The sequence below is a fragment of the Pontibacter pamirensis genome, assembly GCF_010015475.1.
In the GTDB taxonomy this organism is placed as follows: Bacteria; Bacteroidota; Bacteroidia; order Cytophagales; family Hymenobacteraceae; genus Pontibacter; species Pontibacter pamirensis.
Genome location: NZ_SSNI01000001.1, coordinates 397,846 through 417,693, shown reverse-complemented (window position 1 = coordinate 417,693; position 19,848 = coordinate 397,846). Strand labels below are relative to the sequence as shown.

General features: G+C 48.1%; 9 protein-coding genes. 5 read left to right on the top strand and 4 right to left on the bottom strand.

What is annotated here, in order from left to right; translation table 11 throughout:
• Positions 1–831: 831 nt before the first annotated feature.
• The 4 genes from E1919_RS02620 to E1919_RS02605 form a co-directional block, all read right to left on the bottom strand.
• Positions 832–2,442, bottom strand: a complete 1,611-nt coding sequence (locus tag E1919_RS02620; RefSeq protein ID WP_162051762.1) for an FG-GAP repeat domain-containing protein — start codon at positions 2,440–2,442, stop codon at positions 832–834.
• A 1-nt stretch (position 2,443) separates the two neighbouring features.
• Positions 2,444–5,905 (bottom strand): VCBS repeat-containing protein, encoded by a 3,462-nt coding sequence (locus tag E1919_RS02615; RefSeq protein WP_317168182.1) that lies wholly within the window; start codon positions 5,903–5,905, stop codon positions 2,444–2,446.
• Positions 5,906–6,237: 332 nt separating this feature from the next.
• Positions 6,238–7,995: a RagB/SusD family nutrient uptake outer membrane protein gene (locus tag E1919_RS02610; protein WP_162051760.1), complete on the bottom strand. Its 1,758-nt coding sequence runs from the start codon at positions 7,993–7,995 to the stop codon at positions 6,238–6,240.
• A 24-nt stretch (positions 7,996–8,019) separates the two neighbouring features.
• Positions 8,020–11,367: a SusC/RagA family TonB-linked outer membrane protein gene (locus tag E1919_RS02605; protein ID WP_162051759.1), complete on the bottom strand. Its 3,348-nt coding sequence runs from the start codon at positions 11,365–11,367 to the stop codon at positions 8,020–8,022.
• A gap of 405 nt (positions 11,368–11,772) precedes the next feature.
• On the opposite strand from E1919_RS02605, the gene E1919_RS02600 reads away from it, so the two are divergent.
• The 5 genes from E1919_RS02600 (at position 11,773) to E1919_RS02580 (ending at position 19,680) form a co-directional block, all read left to right on the top strand.
• On the top strand, positions 11,773–13,047 hold the full coding sequence (locus tag E1919_RS02600; protein ID WP_162051758.1) for an ROK family transcriptional regulator: 1,275 nt from the start codon (positions 11,773–11,775) through the stop codon (positions 13,045–13,047).
• Positions 13,048–13,136: 89 nt separating this feature from the next.
• Positions 13,137–15,056, top strand: a complete 1,920-nt coding sequence (gene nagB, locus E1919_RS02595) for a glucosamine-6-phosphate deaminase (RefSeq protein WP_162051757.1) — start codon at positions 13,137–13,139, stop codon at positions 15,054–15,056.
• 208 nt (positions 15,057–15,264) lie between these two features.
• Positions 15,265–16,587: a sugar MFS transporter gene (locus E1919_RS02590; protein WP_162051756.1), complete on the top strand. Its 1,323-nt coding sequence runs from the start codon at positions 15,265–15,267 to the stop codon at positions 16,585–16,587.
• A 27-nt stretch (positions 16,588–16,614) separates the two neighbouring features.
• Positions 16,615–18,870 carry a glycoside hydrolase family 20 protein gene (locus E1919_RS02585; RefSeq protein ID WP_162051755.1) on the top strand — a complete coding sequence of 752 codons (2,256 nt, stop codon included), beginning with the start codon at positions 16,615–16,617 and terminating at the stop codon, positions 18,868–18,870.
• A 54-nt stretch (positions 18,871–18,924) separates the two neighbouring features.
• Positions 18,925–19,680 (top strand): DUF6503 family protein, encoded by a 756-nt coding sequence (locus E1919_RS02580; RefSeq protein WP_162051754.1) that lies wholly within the window; start codon positions 18,925–18,927, stop codon positions 19,678–19,680.
• Positions 19,681–19,848 lie beyond the last annotated feature (168 nt).

The following is a 19,848-nucleotide window of genomic DNA, read 5'->3' as shown; positions in this document are numbered from 1 at the left end:
AGATTAAAAAGTTTATTACACTTATTAGCTATACCCAACCTTTTCTACCTTATTCGGAAAGACTAATAAGCTTATCAGAGAACATGGCAGTACGCACCCCCTGCTGTACAAGCCCAGTGATTAAGCACTCAGGACCAAAACTAACTCAATATTATAATAAATTTCCAGTTTTACCATAAAATCAATTAAATTTCTACTCTACCTTTAAAAAAACTTTATATTCATAACAGAGGATATGTTTAAACTTACGTTCTATAAGTAATTGTAGCTAAAACATTTACATATTATTACAATGTTACTAGCAACTCAAAATTCTTAAGTGTGTAACCACTATTCATGCAAAATAAAGCTGTGTACTCTTTGGTGTGGTCCGCTGTTCTTAAACTGTTTTCTTTAATAAGGTTGAATTTGCCTAAAGCTTATTGTACTTAGATAGGCTAGCCTAGGAAATGCAGCATTATCATAGGTTTCACAACAAGCGTTGGTGCCTTGAATTTACTCAAAGCCCAGTTCTTTGACTTTTGTTGGGTTGAATGTGTAGTGTCACTTCACTAAAAAGGCCATTGCTAATGCTTGTTCAGCCTCTTTGTTTGTTTCCAGGCAAGTACAGGTTACAAACTTCGCTGCCTCGTCCAGGATTTGTTAATTGCGCAGTGGCAGTGTGTGTACGGCATAAAAGTAAAAATGGATCAGGAAATTAGCTGGTTGTGTCTGTGCAAACGTTTGCGTTAATTGAAATTATTTGGAAGCGGCGAAAAAGATTTAAAAAGGCTGCTGTAGATTTACTTACAAGGCAGTCTTATTCTTTCAAACCTTTGCAGGCTTGCTCTTTTACTTTACCTTCAGGGTAGCAATCTTTTCCCCTTTTTTCACTTTCTGATTTTGTAAAACGACAAGCCCTGGCCCTTCTTTCTTCCATTTCTCCTGCACAGCGGGCGGCGCAGGTGTATATATAAATGAACCTAAGATAATGTCCTCATCACCGTCCTGGTCGTAATCGCCAGCCTCCATGGTGAGCCAGTGACCTAGCTGCGACTGAGAAAAGGTGCTGGCTGTGAAGGTAAAGCTCTTTTCCTGTTGCAGGTATACAAACCCTTTTTCCGGAGCCCTCTTAAAATCCGGGAAGAAGGAGATAGCTGCTATATCCAGATCGCCATCCTGGTCAAAGTCCCGGGCAAGTACCTTTGAGGCTCCTGGCATGGGGTAAAAGTAAGCTTCGCTAAACTTATTCTTCCCGTCATTCAGGAAGATTCGGATGCCATGGTAAGGTTTCAGGACTGGGGAGTGATCGGCATTGTCGCCATTGGAGACAAGGAGATCCGGAAAGCCGTCTTTGTTAAAATCTGCCAGCTCAAAATAGCTCAACCCGTATACTGGTGGGAACTGTACCAGATTCTTCTCTTCGAACTTCCCTCTTCCTTTGTTATAAAATACCTTTATAGTTTCCGTTCCCTGCGCAAAAAGCACAACCAGATCCTGACGGCCATCCCGGTCCAGATCCACTACCTCTGCTTTACGGGCACCCGGTAGATCTTTTAGAATATTGGACCGGTATTTCCCCTGCCCTATGTTCTGGTACCAGACTAATTGCCCCATGTTATTGCCGTAATTGCAAACGATAATATCCTGGAGTTTATCCTCATCCAAGTCAGCCATGACCATGGCTACCGGGCGTTGCAACCCCTCCAAAAGTGTTTCAGGCACTTTTCCTTTTTTAGAGTCATAAAACTGAACCAGCTTTCCTTTTCTTTGCTCTGAAGGATCCATTACGCCAATAGACAATACTTTGTACGCCCCTTTGTCCTGTATTAAATCAACAGGCGCAGATTCTACCTGAACAGAATCAATTACCTGTAACTGTTTATTAAGTTTGAAAATCCAGTTCCTGAGGTCTCCTACCCAGAGTGTTTGTGTCGCTGGTTCATATTTAACTAATGTGGTAAGGGCATATTTCCCTTTATTCAGGTCAGGAGTAACTACTGAAAAGCCCCCCAGTTCAGGTTGTAAATCCGGGGAAGCAGGCAAGGGAAGCTGCTCGGGCGCATTTAGCAGGTAATACGCCTCTATCTTGTCGAAATCTCTCTCTGCAATAAGCGGTATATCCGGAAATATGCCAGCCTGGAGAAGTGCCGTTATCTCCTCCAGCGTCTTGTCCATATAGATGTTGTTCCCGGTCTTGTTTATACCTAAACGAAGCGCCATTTGCGGCAGCACGCCATGTTGCCAGGTAGCTTTATCCAGCAGTTCAGGTTCAGGAAAAGCATGGCAGGTACGACAATAAGCCTGCGCCAGTTGCTCTCCTGTTAGATGAAGCGTTTCAGTGGTATCAGGTAACATGGCCCCCTGCAGGCTCACACGCTCCTCTTCCAGTCTGTTTTTATCAGAGTTCCCGGTGCAGCCCGTTATGATTGCCAGACACAGGAGCAAGTAGCGAAACCGCATGCTATAGTTCTACTTTCCGTGTACGGCCGTTGAAGTCCTTTACCTGGACAGATGCCACATCGCTTGTCAGGAGCAGCTTTCGTGACGATTGCGACAGGTAAGTCTGGCCATAATAAAACTCCTGCACCTGCTTTTTGCCATTCTTGTAAGTGATAGTAGCCATACAGTCTAAGGGCTGCAGCGCTATCACTTTCGAAGCATTTGCTGTTCTGTCTTTTGCTGCAAAAATGCGCAGGCTGTCGTTGTTCTGTGTCACGAGGGTCAGCTTTTGCCCTTTGACATTAATCAACTGTGCAATTGCCTTGGCATCGCCGTTTACAAAGAAACCACTGTGCGAGAGCGTAGTAGGGTAGAAGCCTCCTTCCCCGTTGCCTTTCAGGTATAGTCCTGCAAAGGCATCATACCTGCCCGTAAAAACCTCTGTTCCATAGTCGTTGCCAACCAAAAGCAGGTCTAGGTTGCCATCACCATCCACATCATCCGGTTGCATCCCGTAAACAGGCGCAAGCTGTGCCGCTTTTGGAAGCACTTTCAGCTTAAACTTGCCATTTCCCAGGTTCTCCATATAGCTGCTCTGGAAATGCGTGGCCTCCATGATAACGGCTCCTTCCCGCTCTGCCTGTGGTATCACCTCATCTATTGTGGCATTGGCATAATGGACATAACGCGGGAAAATGCTGCGGGTGCGCGGCATCTGCGCATTCAGGTCGTCACGAGTGTGCATCGGGAAAGGCTTCATCGTGCCATCCGCAGCTTTCAGATAACAGGCCAGCACCGGGTCTATGCTTCCGTTGCTATCAAAGTCCTTTGCAAAGATGCTTAGCGGCTGTTTAGCCGATGCCACATAGTTTGTGTTCAGCCCTAAATTCCCTGCTACATAATCTATGTCGCCGTCGTTGTCGAAATCGCCTGCCGCCAGGCTGTTCCACCAGCCAGTGTAGCCTGCAAGCCCAGTTGACTGGGTAATGTTCTTAAACTTCCCGTTGGTGTTCTGGAAAAAGGTAACCGGCAGCCACTCTCCCACCAGCACGAGGTCAACTTCTCCGTCTCCGTTGAAGTCAGACCAAAGAGCATCTGTTATCATACCTAAGTTCCTGAGTTCCGGGCTTACTGAATCCGTTACATCCACAAAGCGGCCACCATCGTTTCGAAGGAGATAGCTCTCCGGTGCGAGCGGGTATTTCCCGGGCACCACACGACCTGCCACAAACAAATCAAGGTCTCCGTCTTTGTCATAATCAGCAGCCCTTACACAGGATTTACTTGATGTAAGAGCTGGAAGCGCCTCCGTATCTGGTTTAAAATTGCCTCTGCCATCATTGATATAAAGGCGGTCATGCAACTGCTCTGAACCCTCTAAAAATTCATAACTTCCGCTAGCAGCATAAAAGTCTAAATCGCCGTCGTTGTCTGCATCAAAGAACAGCACGCCCATATCTTCCCCGGTTTTGCCTGTCGGTATGCTTCCCTCTTTCAACTTGAAAGTGCCGTCCGGCAACTGCGTAAACAAGCCCCCGTCTTTTCCGGCAGAGCCACCTATATAGAAATCATCCAGGCCATCGCCATCGATGTCGCCGACCGCTATGCCGGGTCCGAACTGAGACAGCTTGTGCGGTAGCGTACGCTGCCAGTTAAAATCGATACCATCATCCTCACTGCTTTTGTACCGAACCCCGTGCTCCGCAGCCACTTCTCTGAAAACCATTTTTTGCCTTTGGTCTTCCGCATTCAGTGGTGAATTTTGCAACCTGGCATCTTTCTGGTCCAGTGTAAGCACCTGGTCTGCCTGTATATCCTTCAGCAACTGGTATTTCCCGTTTGGCCATACCACTTTAACTGAATCAACTTTATCAATACTACCTAGCCCGAAATGGGCGATACTTTCTACAGAAGAAAGGTAGCCTTTGTAGGCACTGTTCTCATGAAACTGCTTTTTACCCTTACCATAGTAGATAGTGGCCGTTGCTCCCAAACCTGCAGCATTAGGCGCAGCTCCCTTAAAATTCAGCCGCAAAAAGTGAGGCTTACCCTCTCCTTCTTTTGCTGTATAAAGGCTGTTGCGGTAGACAAAAGCACTGTCGTTAATGTTGTTTACTATAAAGTCCAGATCGCCATCGTTGTCCAGGTCCGCATAGGCGGCTCCGTTAGAAAAGGCAGGAATTTCCAGGCCCCAGTTCTTTGTTTCATCACTGAAAGACAAATCGCCTTTATTTTTAAAAGCGTAATTGGATATTTTGACAATAGGAATAGAGTCGGCCAGATATGTATAACCTCCAACTGTTCCTACTGGCCCGTTACGGTACACGCTGAAATCCAGATCTGTAATGTCTTTTGGAAAACCGTTGGTAATAATAACGTCACGAAAGCCATCGTTGTCGAAATCTGCCACCAGCGGTGTCCAGCTCCAGTCGGTTTGGTGAAGACCTGTTAACTGTCCGACTTCGCTAAACACCGGATGGCCACTGGACGTCATGCCTTGGTTAAGCTGCAGGGTATTCCGGACATACTGATGCTGATATCCATACATATCATTATTAAGATAGGTGGCGTAATTATTACCCATCAGCATCATTTTCTTGCGTTTATTATCCTCCGGCAACATGTCCAGCGCCAGAATGTCCACCAGACCATCGTTATTGATATCGGTTACACTATTACCCATAGCAGAGTAACTCGTATGCTTTATGTAATCTGCTATTTTGTCGGTGAAGGTGCCGTCCTGGTTATTGATGTACAGCAGGTCGTTGGAGAGATAGTCGTTGGTAACATAAATGTCCGGCCAACCATCCAAGTTGATATCGCTGATGGCAAGCCCTAAGCTGAAGCCTTCAATTAAAACACCTGCCTCACGGGACACATTGGTAAATGTATTGTTGCCATTGTTGCGGTAAAGACGGTCTGTATTTAGAGCTGAACCGTCTGTTACCTTCTTACGGTATTTACTGGGTACGCCTGTATTAATGACGCTGGTGAGAACATACAAATCCAGGTCCCCATCATTGTCATAATCAAAAAATGCCGCGTTGGTTGTGTAGCCTGTATCGGCAATGCCATACTTGGCGGCAGACTCTGTAAATGTGGGCACTCCATCTTTACCTGGGCCATTGTTGATGTACAAGAGATTAGCACGGCTTAGCGAATCATGTTTCATTGTGGCTCCAACATATATGTCTAACCAGCCATCATTATTTATATCTACCAAGGCCACACCGGTGCACCATTTGCCCTCTCCGGTCACTTGAGCCTTTCCTGTCACATCATCGAACTTAAAGTCGCCTTTGTTCAAGTAAAGCTTACTGGAGACCATGTTGCCCGTAAAGTAGATATCCTGCAGCCCATCGTTGTTAAAGTCCCCGATGCCTACGCCGCCGCCATTATATATATACTCCGACTTAAGCACGTTCATTGTATCGGATTCCGTAATGCGGTTCGAAAAATGGATACCAGTCTCGTCCGATAACAATCTTTCAAACAGGTGTTTTTCTTGCTGCTTACATGCCGGCACCGCAAGAAAGAATAAGGCGAATAGCAAAAGAAGACTGATATTAGAAAAGCGCATAGTGTAAAGGGAAAACAGATAGGGCACGTTGACTACTAACCATCCACTACCTCACAAACCAAGTAGCTGTTTTTTAGGTTCTTTACTACAGGTAATATGCATAAATAATGTAAAGTTTTGATCCAGCTTGTTTAGCTGCAGAAGACAAAAGCCTCCGAAGCTAATGCGCTCCAGAGGCTTTTGTTGTGGTATATCCTGCTATGTTAGCGTATATCAGAATACCAATTAGCTGCTTTCTAGAATCCCGGGTTCTGTGTTAGCACAGATTCTCCGCCTACTGTCTGCAGGTCGATCTGTCGTTGCGGAATCGGGAAATACTCATTTTTGCCTGTAGTGAAAAAACCACCCTCAACATCCGGAAGAAGGGCACCCTCATAGTCGAAGAAAGCATTCAGTTTCTCAGCCGCTTTGCCCCAGCGAACCAGGTCAAAGAAGCGGTGACCTTCCAGGGCCAGTTCCAGTTTGCGCTCAAAGTAAATAGCTTCTAATGCTTCCTCTTTGCCAAGTCCAGCAAAATAGCCATCCGGGTAGGGCTCAACGTTGTAGTTGGCTGCCGGCACATCTGTAAAACCATCCAAAGGCTCGCTTGGATCTACGTAGGTAGTCACGATGTTTTCGGGTCTATCGGCTCTGGCACGTACCATATTCACATATTCCTGCGCCTGCGCAAAGTTACCCAACTGCGCCTCAGCTTCGGCCGCCATCAGCAGCACGTCTGCAAACCGAATGATGAGCACATTGATTGCAGAACCCGGAGCCCAGGAACTCTGATCTGCGTAAGTATCCGCTGTGGCTTGCCAGTAGATGAACTTTTTGGCAGAGTACGGACCCGCACTAGATTGCTCACGAATCCAGGCCTGCCCCGGGTGTAGCCCCCAGTCCAGGAAAGGAATGCCACGACGACCTACTGTCCAGTCCAGGCGAGGGTCTACTGATTGCTGGTCTGGCACAAAGGCTTTGTCAGAGGTTATACCCTGGTCATTCTTAAGCGGGTCAATATTGTAATTGTCTACCATGGGAAATCCCTGCGCCGTTGTCTGGTAAGAGTTTGCCAGGTCCAGGGTAGGCTGGTAGAATCCGCAGCAGCGGAAAGGGCTGTTATAAGGAAAGTTCAGCATCTGGCCCATGTTGCCATTCGCAATGGTGTTGGTTCCATCGTTCGCCACCATCTGTACCGCAAATACAGACTCTTTGTTGTTCTCGGCGCTGGCATCCCAGTTGTCCTTGAACTTGTCGACAAGTCCGTATGTAAGGCCGTTGCTGGTAACGCCATTTGCGATAACATCATCAAATATTGCTTTTGCCTCAGCAAACTCTTGCTGATACAGGTAGGTTTTACCAAGATAAGAAGCGGCTGCCCACTTATTGGCTCTGCCCACCTGCGGCTGTGAGTTTGGCAGATTTTCCATAGCGAACTTGAAATCTTCCTCAATATTAGGCCAGATGTCCACGTTGTTCGGCTGGTTGAAATCCGTGGTTGTCTCATCAATCCAAGGCACCATGTTAAACATCTTCTTCAGCTCGAAGTAATAGTGACCGCGCAGAAAGCGTGCCTCCGCTGCAATTCGCTGCTTCTCTCCTTCCGACATACCTTCTGCCACTTCGAGTACACTCAGCACAGAGTTTGCACGGTTAATGCCCTCATACATCGCCCTCCACTTCAGGTTTAGAAAGCCATTGCTCGGATCTATGTTGAACGTTGCAATAGGGTTGATAGCAGGCTGATCCGCGCCGTCGCTGCCTTTGTGGGCTTCCCCTCCGGCCACGCTACCATACACCCAGTTAGAGGGGTCTGTTTCCCAGTTGCCTATACCTATGCCGTCCAGGGCAGCGTAGGCACCAATCAAAAGTTTCTCCACACCCGCCTTATTGGCCAGTACGTCATCACTCAGAGCACCTATGGCCGGCTTTTCCAAAAACTCATCCTCACAAGAGGTAAATAGCGGCATAATAGCCACCATGGCCGTGTAAAGTATATATTTAAACCTTTTCATATTTAAAATTATTAAGATAAAAAATTAGAAGGAAACATTTAACCCTACCAGGTACTGGCGCATGTTCGGATAATTGCCCTCATCTATACCAAAGGCGGTAGTGCCTCCTGAAATTTCAGGATCTATGCCTGAGTAGTTTGTAATGGTAAATAGGTTAGCCGCCTGCACATACACCCTTAGGCTTCCCATTCCGTATTTGCTTATCAAAGCAGCAGGCAGTGTATAGCCTAGCTGCACGTTTTTCATCCTCAGGTAAGAACCGTCCTCCACATAATAAGAGTTAGGAACATTAGAAGTGCTGAAGGAGCCTACGTTTTCCTGAATAGGAGCTATGGCATTGTTATTTTCCGGTGTCCAGGCATTGTACACAGCGGTCCTACTTTTCGCACCCTGGAAGTTCGGGTAGAAATCAGTCCACCATTTTACCTGGTTCCATATATCGTTGCCCTGGCTACCGTAAATGAATGTGCTAAAATCAAAGTTCTTGTAGGTGGCTGTGATGTTCAGGCCGTACGTAAAGTCCGGGTTAGGGCTACCCAGTACCACCCTGTCGTCAGGCGTGATGATGCCGTCACCATTTGTATCGGCGTAACGGAAGCGGCCTAGGCCTATACCAGACTGGTAAATGGCTGCCGGGTCGCCAGTGGCTTCTTCCGCCAACTCGTTAGCTTCCATAATTTCGTCCTCACTATCCCAGAAGCCTTCGATCTGATAACCAAAGAATGAACTCATGGCATCGCCAACCCGGTTACGGATTATATTGCTACCATTAAAGCGGCGAGGCTCCAGGTCGAAGTTCTGAGCACCGTTCGATATCTTCAGGATCTCATTATTATACGTTGTGAGTATCCCGGTAATATCAAACCGGAGATCTGAGGTAGCTTCTATATGACCGGTTACTGAGGCATCAATACCGTTGTTCCGCATCTGGCCAATATTCACAAACGGCACAGTAGCTGCTCCGGCAGTACCTGGGAACTCTGGGTTAAATAGCAGATCCTGTATCTCCTTCACGTAATAATCAACGGTAAGGTCAATCTTGCCGTTGAACAACGTTGCATCAATACCTATATTGCTGTTGATGTTGGTTTCCCATTTAGCACCCGGGTTACCGATACGGCTTTTTCTGAAACCTTCAGAAGTAAGTGTGTTGGTGCCATTAATGTCGTAGAACGAAAACTGTCTGTTTGAGCCATAGGTAGTGAAGGCATTCCCTGGGTCAACATTCAATTGATTACCCATTACTCCATAACCCCCACGAATCTTCAGGTCAGTGATCCAGCCAACCTGCATAAAGGATTCCTCGGATATTCGCCAACCTGCACTCACCGCCGGGAATACACCATACCGGTTATCTGGCCCGAAGCGCGAAGATCCATCGCGGCGGACAACGAGCCCCAGTAGGTACTTATCCATCAGGTTATAGTCTAACCGTCCAATCAGGGAGAAGAGCGCATCTTCGCCTCTGCCGCTATAGTTGGTTGGGGTGCCTGATCCCGTGCTGAGCGTGGTGAAGTTTGGATCAAAGGAGAAGTAACCCTGCGTCGACCCACCTAGGTTGTTCCAGAAATTATTATAAGCTTCGGTTCCAACAACCACACCCAACTCATGTATATCGTTGAAAGTGTTCTTATAAGTCAGCGTATTCGTCCAGGTCCAGTTATAGCCGTTAGCGGCACTCTGATTGAACTGGTTGACAGTATTATTCTCGGCATTCTCATATTCCGGATAGGTAAAAGACCTGTAGGAGTTACTGTACATCTCGCCACCGAAGCTGGTGCGGGCCGTAAAGTTATTCAGGAAGTCTACTTCAGTGAATACATTACCAAAGAGGCGGTTGCCCATCCCGCTGTTGTTCCTGATTCTGGCAAGTTGCGCCACCGGGTTCCGTGCGTTCCCCAATCCAGTACCAAATGAGCCGGCAAAGTTCCCCATGATGTCATACACTGGAATGATGGTCTGTTCCCGATATGCCATATTAATGACATTTTCGCCACCGCCAATCTGCCGGTCATTAATAATGGAGTACGCCAGATTCTCTCCTATACGTATATTCTTGTTCAAATTATAGGTACTGTTTGCCCGCACGGTATACCTTTTATAAAAGGTATTCGTTAAAGCTCCCTGCTGATCGAAATAATTTGCCGAAAAGTAGAAGCTCCCCATATCACCACCACCGCTCACAGCAACGTTATGGCTCTGGATAGGCGCCGGATCGAAGACTTCCTCAAACCAGTTAGTGCCTTCTTTGTTTGCCTGCACAATGCGGTAGAAAGACCCCAGCTCTCCGCTGCCTCCCGTATATAAAGGATTCACATTGTAAAGCGAAGGATCAACCCTAGGATCACCTTCCATCAGGCCAGTATTAGTGCCGACAGCGAGATAGTCCGGTAAGACAGGGCTTGCACCTGAGCCATATAACGCCTCAGTTGGTGCAACCCGAAAGTTAAGTTCAGCCATTTCCTGAGGATTAGCCAGATCCCACACATTGCCTTCCGGCGGCCTTTGGGTGCCATAATACCCGTCGTACTGCACCCTTACTTTATCCTTACCTCTTTTGGTGGTAAGGATAATAACTCCGTTGGCGGCGCGGGAACCATAGATGGAGGCAGACCCCGCATCCTTCAGCACCTGCATAGAGGCGATGTCATTAGGGTTGATGTCGTTGATGTTTTGTGTTGGTACACCATCCACTACATACAAAGGGCTATTATTCCCAAACGTGTTAAAACCGCGTATTCTCACCTGTTGTCCCGCACCCGGCTGGCCGGAGCCAATCACGGTAACACCGGCAGCTCTACCCTGCAGCATGCTTGTTACCTGGGCCTCTGGCTGCTTCGTCATCTCACTTACATCCACCACGGCCACTGCACCTGTCAGGTCCTTCTTCTCTTGCGTAGCGTATCCCGTTACCACGACTTCCTGTAAGGCCTGCGTGTCAGCAGAAAGGGAAATATTCAAAGTAGACCGGTTATTAATGGGAACCTCCCGCTTCTCGTAGCCAATAAAAGACACCACAAGAGTTCCGTTTCCGTTTGGCACGTTTAACGTGAAGTTACCATTTGCGTCTGTGGCAGTGCCTATCGTGGTTCCTTTAACCACTACTGTGGCGCCAGGCACGCCCTGTCCGTCATCTCCGGTTACCCTTCCGCTCACGGGCACCGTCTGCCTTAACACGTCATTTGTTAGCAGGTTAGCAGCAACTGCGTGATACCCGAAGGCATTCATGCCAGCAACACTGGTTTCTGCCTGCACAGGGCTTTGTGACAGGCACGCTGCGGCCAGCAGCATGGCGAGCACCTTTTTCTGGGGTAGGGTTTTAAAATGGCTGCGCTGAGAGAGCATCCACGTACTAAAGTATCTCTGTTTCATACATTGGTGGTTGAGATGAATTAACTTTTGAACTGCACTGACTACACATCAGCTATCGCGCACTCTAACAGAGTGTGCTTTACAACTGCAGATTAATGCACGTGCCGATGATATAAGGATTCTGGAATGGGATTTCGTAGCGCTTTTACATAGGCATGGTGATTGATTACTCAAATTTATAAGAAAATTGATAATACACTAGATATAATAAATCTTTTTTTTATCCGACCCTCAAATCAGCAAACACATCAACATTTAGTCACCTACTAGACAATTTATATGTCAAATTCACACTTTTAGACTTAATTTTTATGTTTAAACACTATACTTGTCTCATTTTTTAGTAGAAGTTGTTGCTGTTGTAAAAATATTTGCGCAATTTGAGCGGAATACAAGACTAAGAACATGAGCTATCCACCAGTAATAAGCACCTACACATCAAGTTTAAATACTATTGAAAGGAAAAAGCATCTGCAGAAAATCAAAATCGTTAAGCACCTGTATGTGAAGGGCGCCAAGACGAACACAGATATTTGTAACCGCTTTGGGATTAGCTCCCCTACCTTGATGGGCATTCTGAACGAGCTTATCACAGATGGGCTGGTTGAGAAACAAGGGCAAGGTAAATCAGTGGGTGGCCGGAAGCCGGACCTCTATGGACTAAAGGATAACTCGCTCTTTGTGTTGAGCATTGAAATGGAGAGGTTCAAAACCAGGATGGCCATCTTCGACAATAACAACAACATCATCTCTGGGATCTGCACTTACCCGATTGAGATCTCTAAAGACTTAAGTGCTGTGGAGCAACTTTATGAACACGCCAATGGCCTAATAGCATCCTCGGGAATTAACACAGATAAATTAGTGGGCATTGGCATTAGTATGCCGGGCCTGGTAACAGCCAAAGCAGGAAACAACTACTCCTATTTAGTAACCCAACAGGTGCCGGATATAGCAGTGCAGCATACACAGGAGTCGCTGCAGCAAATTCTGGAGAATAAGTTCAGCAAGCATGTTTATATTCAGAACGATGTAAAGAGTGCTGCCCTGGCCGAATTCCGGTTTGGACTTGCCCAGAACAAAAAAGACGTGCTTGTTATTTCCATGGATTGGGGGATTGGCCTGGGTGTAATTATGGACGGCAAGTTGCGCAATGGTTCCTCAGGCTTCGCCGGAGAGTTTGGCCATATACCGCTTGTTGAAAACGGAGCCTTGTGCCATTGCGGAAAGCGGGGCTGCCTGGAGACAGTCGCCTCTGGCCTGGCGCTGGCACGCATGGCCAGGGAAGGCATAAGAGCCGGCAAGGTCTCTATTCTGAACCAGTTATCTGACCATGAAATTGACCATATAGAGCCCCAGGTGATTATAGATGCGGCAAACAAGGGCGACCAATATGCTATCAATATATTATCAGAGGTTGGTATAAACTTAGGCAAAGGCATTGCCATTCTTATCCAGCTCTTTAACCCTGAGCTCGTTATACTGGGAGGGAAAATTGCCGAGGCACAGCAGTTCATCACCACGCCTATACAGCAGTCGGTAAACACCTACTGTATGACGCAGTTGCGGGAGTCTACCACCATAGCCTTATCTGAACTAGGCAAGGATGCCGGTATACTTGGTTCGGTGGCAACCGTGATGGAAAACATTTTTGAGACACAGATAGAGTTAGCCAGATAGTACATGAAAGAATTCACCAGACTGTACAGCAACTGGCAGAACAAATAATCAACTGAAGAGATCATCTAAACTTATACCGCTATAAAACGATGGCCAGATTAAACCTTTTGGAAGAGACACGCTTTGAAAAGCTTCCGGTAACAGTATATCCTGACGAGCACATCGCCTCACTCAAAGTTGCCGGGCGTATCGCAGACCTTATCCGTGGCAAACAGCAGAAGGGAGAAAAAGCAGTACTGGGCCTTGCAACAGGTGCCACCCCCGTGGAAGTGTATGCCGAGTTGGTACGCCTGCACAAGGAGGAGGGCCTGAGCTTCCAGAACGTCATCACCTTTAACCTCGATGAGTACTACCCCATGAGCCCCACCGCAGCACAGAGCTACGTCACGTTCATGAACGAGAACCTATTTGACCATGTCGACATTCCCAAAGAAAATGTGCATATACCTGATGGCACGCTGGGGAGAGAGCAGATTACAGCCTATTGCTTGGATTATGAACGAAAGATTGAAGCGCTGAACGGCCTGGACCTGCAGATACTGGGTATTGGCCGTACCGGACACATCGGGTTTAACGAACCGGGCTCTGCGCCCAACTCCGGCACCCGCCTTGTTACCCTCGATGACCTGACGCGCCGCGATGCCTCCCGCGACTTCGGTGGTAAGGAGAACGTGCCCACCAAAGCCATCACCATGGGCATCGGCACTATCTTTAAGGCACGCGAAATCATACTCATGGCCTGGAGCAAGAAGAAGGCCCCCATCATCAAAAAGGCCGTGGAAGGGGAGATCTCCAGTGATGTGCCCGCTACTTACCTGCAGCTTTCTGAACATGTGGAGTTTGTACTGGATGCCGACGCTGCCTCTGAGCTGACCCGCTTTAACACCCCGTGGCTGGTAAAGGATTGTGTGTGGGACGAGAGACTAACAAAGAAAGCCGTTATCTGGCTCTCCGAAACAGTTAGGAAACCTATCCTGAAACTAACAGACGAAGACTATAACAGCCACGGTATGGCGCAGCTGGCCGTGGAGAAAGGCCCCGCCTATACAATCAACATCCACATCTTTAACAAGCTGCAGCACACCATCACGGGCTGGCCCGGAGGCAAACCAAAGGCCGACGACTCACAGCGCCCTGAGCGCGCCGAGCCGGCACAAAAGCGCGTTATCATCTTCTCTCCTCATCCTGATGATGACGTTATTTCTATGGGGGGCACCTTCATTCGCCTCGTAGACCAGGGGCACGACGTGCATGTGGCATACCAGACCTCCGGCAACACCGCTGTGTGGGATGACGATGTGCTGCGCTACATGGAATTTGCCATCGACTTTGACAAGAGCATAGGGGAAGACAGCAGCAGGCTCAAAAACCTATACGGGGAGATGCGCAACTTTTTTGAAGCAAAGCAACCCAACCAACCCGATACCATGGAAGTGCGCAACGTGAAGGGCTTCATCCGGAAGAGCGAGGCCATCGCCGCTGCGCGTTACGCCGGGTTAGACGATAAGCACATTCATTTTATGGCGCTTCCTTTTTACGAGGAGGGTAAGATACGCAGAAACCCAGTCACAGAGGAAGACATTGAGATGACCATGGAACTCCTGCGCCAGGTAAAGCCGCACCAGATATTCGCCGCCGGAGACTTTGCTGACCCCCATGGCACGCACATTGTCTGCTTCCGCATTGTTATAGAGGCACTACAGCGCCTGCGCCAGACTGAAGACTGGTTAGAGGACTGCTGGCTATGGATGTACCGAGGTGCCTGGCACGAGTTTGAAACATACGAGATCGAGATGGCCGTACCGCTGTCGCCGCAGGAGGTGGAACGGAAAAGGAACGCTATCTTTAAGCACCAGTCGCAGAAAGACAGGCCGGTGTTTCCGGGCGACGATGCCCGCGAGTTTTGGGTGCGGGCGGAAGAAAGAAACCGCGAAACAGCCAAAGACTATGACTGTCTGGGCCTGGCCGACTACGAAGCGATGGAAGCTTTTGTCAGGTACAGGTTTTAAGAAAGATGCTAAAGTAGCTAAGCAACGTCTCACCTTTAGTTTGTGAGATATCCGCAGAACATCAGCGCCAGTTTAAGGCTATTCAGCGGATAATGGATATATTGGTAACGGGATGCATACGTGGTGGCTTTACTTATTCCGGAAGCCGCTGTTGCAGCTATAAATCAAACACAACACATCACATTCACTAAACAATCAGCACCACACGATGGCACAAAAATCAATTTTAAAAGAAGAAAGGGCAGCAGCAGCCAGTCAAAGCGGGGGCAGCATGCGGTCGATGCTGATTATCGGGGCACTGTTTTTCATCTTCGGCTTTGTAACCTGGCTGAACTCCGTCCTCATCCCCTACCTCAAAATTGCCTGCCAGCTCAACAATTTCGAGTCATACCTGGTGGCCTTTGCTTTTTATATTGCTTACCTGGTAATGGCCATTCCATCGGCTTGGGTACTGAAAAAGACAGGCTTCAAAAAAGGTATGTCAGTGGGATTGGCGGTGATGGCTGTGGGCGCCCTTGTCTTTATTCCGGCTGCCATGACACGCACCTACCTTTTTTTCCTGGTTGGCTTGTTTATACAGGGTACTGGCCTGGCCGTGCTGCAAACGGCGGTTAACCCCTACGTCACCATATTGGGCCCTCGCGAAAGTGCCGCAAAGCGCATCAGTATTATGGGTATCTGCAATAAGGTAGCGGGTGCCCTGGCGCCGCTTATCCTGGGAGCCATCATCTTAGACAACGCTGATGCGCTGGTGAACACCCTCGGCAGCATGAGTGCTGCACAACAGGCAGCAGAGCTAGACGCCCTGGCCACAAAAGTTATCATGCCTTATATCGTAATGGCTGGTGTACTGCTGGTGCTGGCAGTCCTGGTTTCCTTCTCTGCTCTTCCGGAAGTAGACACAGATCAGGAAGACGAAACCGTAGCAATGGCCAACACCAACAAGAAGAGCATTCTTCAGTTTCCGCACGCGCTGCTGGGTGCCTTCACGCTCTTCCTGTATGTGGGTGTGGAAGTAATGGCCGGCGATACGGTGATCAGTTATGGTGCCTCTCAGGGTATCGACCTCCTGGATGCGAAAATCTTTGCTACTTACACGATGATTGCCATGCTTGTGGGCTATGTGATCGGCATTGCAGCCATACCAAAGTATATTTCTCAGTCGAAGGCGCTGCAGGTATCGGCTGTGCTGGGTGTGCTCTTTGTGCTAGCTGCGCTCTTTACCGATGGCTATACTTCTGTGCTGTTCATCTCCCTGCTGGGTCTGGCAAACGCCCTGATGTGGCCCGCCATCTGGCCTTTAGCCATAGCAGACTTAGGCAGATTCACCAAAATCGGTTCCTCGCTGCTGATAATGGGTATTGCGGGCGGAGCCGTGCTGCCTCTGCTGTATGGCTGGCTCGCCGATACGATCAGCCCACAGCAAGCCTACTGGATCATGATACCCTGCTACCTCGTGATATTGTACTTCGCTGTGTACGGACACAAGATCAGAACGAAGCAACCAGTATCAGGCAGTCTTCCTTTATAGTTAAAGCATCCTAAAAATTACAATAGTATGAAACGATTTTTCTTTCTGTTCCTGCTGCTTGCGCAGGTGGCGTCAGCCCAGGACATCAACATCATTCCGAAACCTGCCAGTGTTCAGGTAAAACCCGGCAATTTCACTATCACCCGAAACACAACGATTGCTGTAAAAGACAAGGAAGATCAAAGCACAGCCAACTTCCTCAACGATTACCTGCAGCAGGTGTATGGTTTTAAGCTGAACGTGAAAAAAAGAGCCTCCAAAAACTATATTCGCCTTTCCTCCAGCAAGCCTTCCATAGATGCGAAGGATGCTTACAGTTTAGATGTAAACAAGGATGGCGTCACGATAACAGGAGACACTTATGCGGGCACCTTTCACGGCCTTCAGTCCCTGATTCAGTTACTGCCGGTTGAGAAAAGCGCTTCTTTAGTAATACCTGCTGTGGCGATACAGGACGCACCACGCTTCTCGTACCGAGGCATGCACCTGGATGTGGCCCGCCATATGTTTCCGGTATCTTTCATAAAGAAGTACATCGATTACCTGGCCCTGCACAAAATGAACTACTTCCACTGGCACTTAACAGAAGACCAAGGCTGGAGAATAGAGATAAAGAAATACCCTAAACTGACGAGTGTAGGCGGCTACCGGGACGGCACCATCATTGGCCGCTACCCCGGCACCGGCAACACGGGCAAGCGCTACGGCGGCTACTATACCCAGGAAGAAGCCAAAGAGATAGTGAAATACGCTGCAGACCGGCACATTACTGTGATTCCTGAAATTGAGATGCCCGGACATTCCAGCGCCGCCCTCACTGCTTACCCTTGGCTGGGTTGCCCTAACACCGGCCCTTATAAAGTGGAGCAGACATGGGGTATTTTCGATGATGTGTACTGCGCCGGCAAAGACTCGACCTTCATGTTTCTGCAGGATGTGATGGACGAAGTGATGGCCATTTTCCCGTCGAAGTACATGCACATTGGCGGCGATGAGAGCCCGAAGACGAACTGGAAAACCTGCCCTTTATGCCAGAAAAGAATAAAAGAAGAAGGCCTGGAGGACGAGCATGAGTTGCAGAGCTATTTTATCCAGCGCATGGAGAAATACATCAACAGCAAAGGCAGAACCATTATTGGCTGGGATGAAATTCTGGAAGGCGGTCTGGCACCCAATGCCATTGTGATGAGTTGGCGTGGCGAGGCAGGTGGTATTGCCGCAGCCCAACAAAACCATTACGTCATCATGACGCCGGGTACCCACGTGTACTTTGACCACTCCCAAAGTCAGCGCGAAGACTCTGTTACCATTGGCGGCTTCACCACCGTTCAGAAGGCATATAGCTATGAGCCTGTTCCAAAAGAACTGACGCCAGAGCAGGCAAAGTATGTGCTTGGTGCACAGGCCAACGTGTGGACAGAATATATGAGCAACCCTGCCAAAGTAGAATACCAGATTTTCCCGAGGATGACCGCCCTAAGCGAAGTACTATGGACGGCACCGGAGAAAAAAGACTGGAATGACTTTGAGAAGCGGCTGCTCACGCAGTTTAAGCGCTATGATATGTGGGGGGCAAATTACAGCAAAGCCTATTATGACATTGATGCAGAGGTTCTACCCTCACCGGATAAGCAGGGCGTTACTGTAAAGTTGGACGCAAAAAAGGACCTGGGCAAGCTGGTTTATGCTATAAACGGCACGCAAACTGAAAGAGAGTATACCTCTCCTTTGGTTATTAAAGAACCTACACAGGTAATAGGACTGTTTTACAAGGACGACAAATTGGTAGACTCCCTGACCCTGAAACTAAACATCAACAAAGCCACCGGAAAAGAAATCACACTGAATGAACAGCCTTCAGAATATTTCCCCGGGGAGGGTGCTTTCACTTTAGTCAACGGCATCGTTAACAGGAGAGGTGGCCGGGACCAGCAATCTATCGGCTACTCCGGAAGCGATTTGGAGGCTACAATAGACCTGGGAACAGCACAACAGGTAAATAACGTAGTAGTGCACGCGCTGAATTCAGGAGGCACTTACGTGTATCCTCCTAAAGGAGTAGAAGTATATGGCTCCACCGATGGTGAAAACTTCCAACCTTTGGGCACAGCCAACACTGTCTCAGAAGTCGCCGGCTCAAAGGCAATTGTAAAAGTAGAGTTTGCTCCTGCTACCACTCGCTTCGTAAAAGTTGCAGTCAAGAACACTCAGACTGTTCCGGAAGGAAAACAAGGTGCAGGAGAAAAGACCTGGCTCTTTTTAGATGAGATTGAGGTAAACTAAAAAAACGGCCCTGCTTCTTCAGAAAGTAGGGCCGTTTTTCATTTTCTTTAACGTATGACAAATTTTAAAATCTTCCTGCCTCTTCTGCAGATAACAGGGTTCATGGCTTTGCTGTTGCTGAGCTTTTGTCAATCATCGCCAGAAACTGATTCACAGCTACTCGACAAAACACTGACTTACCACGATCCGCAGGGTAACTGGCCACAACTCAAAGCCAGACTTTACTTGAGCTCTGCCGACACAGCCGGGCAAGAGAACACATTCGAGATAGAGATGGACAACAACACCGGCTATTTCGCCCATATCAGTCGTCAGGACGGGAAAGAAGTGGTGAAGGGAATTGCCGATGGCAAGGAGTTTTACCTGCTGGACGGCAGGCAGGATATAAGTACAGAAGAACGGGAAAAGTACGACCTCACACCCGAGTCCTTGAAATGGGTTCACAGTTTTTACGGCTATCTTTACGGGCTTCCCATGAAGCTGACGGATGAGGGGGTTCGCGTAACAGAGGCTGCCAGCAATGAGGAACTTGAGGGGAAAACATACAAGGTACTACAGGTGAGCTATGATGCCGCTGTAGGTACTGACAACTGGTTCTTCTATCTAAACCCTGAAACATATGCAATGAAAGCCTACCGCTTTAACCATGGCCAACCAGAAAGCGGGGAGTATATTCTGCTGGAACAGGAGGTAGTGGTAGATGAAATCAGGATACCAAAGGTGCGCAAGTGGTATTGGAATAAAAACAAGGAGTACATAGGCACGGATACGCTTGTTAAAGCAGAACCGCTGACATCGTACAGAATCTGATAGCCTAAGCTTCACTAACAGTTACTACTCAGGCTATAGCATGATGGCCAGCATCAAACATACAGCGTTAGCAGAATGGTATGATGTGCCGGATGTGGTCGTAATGAATCAGCGCCTGTAAAAACAAAAGGCCGTTTTACTATATGGTAGAGCGAGCGGTCTTTTGTT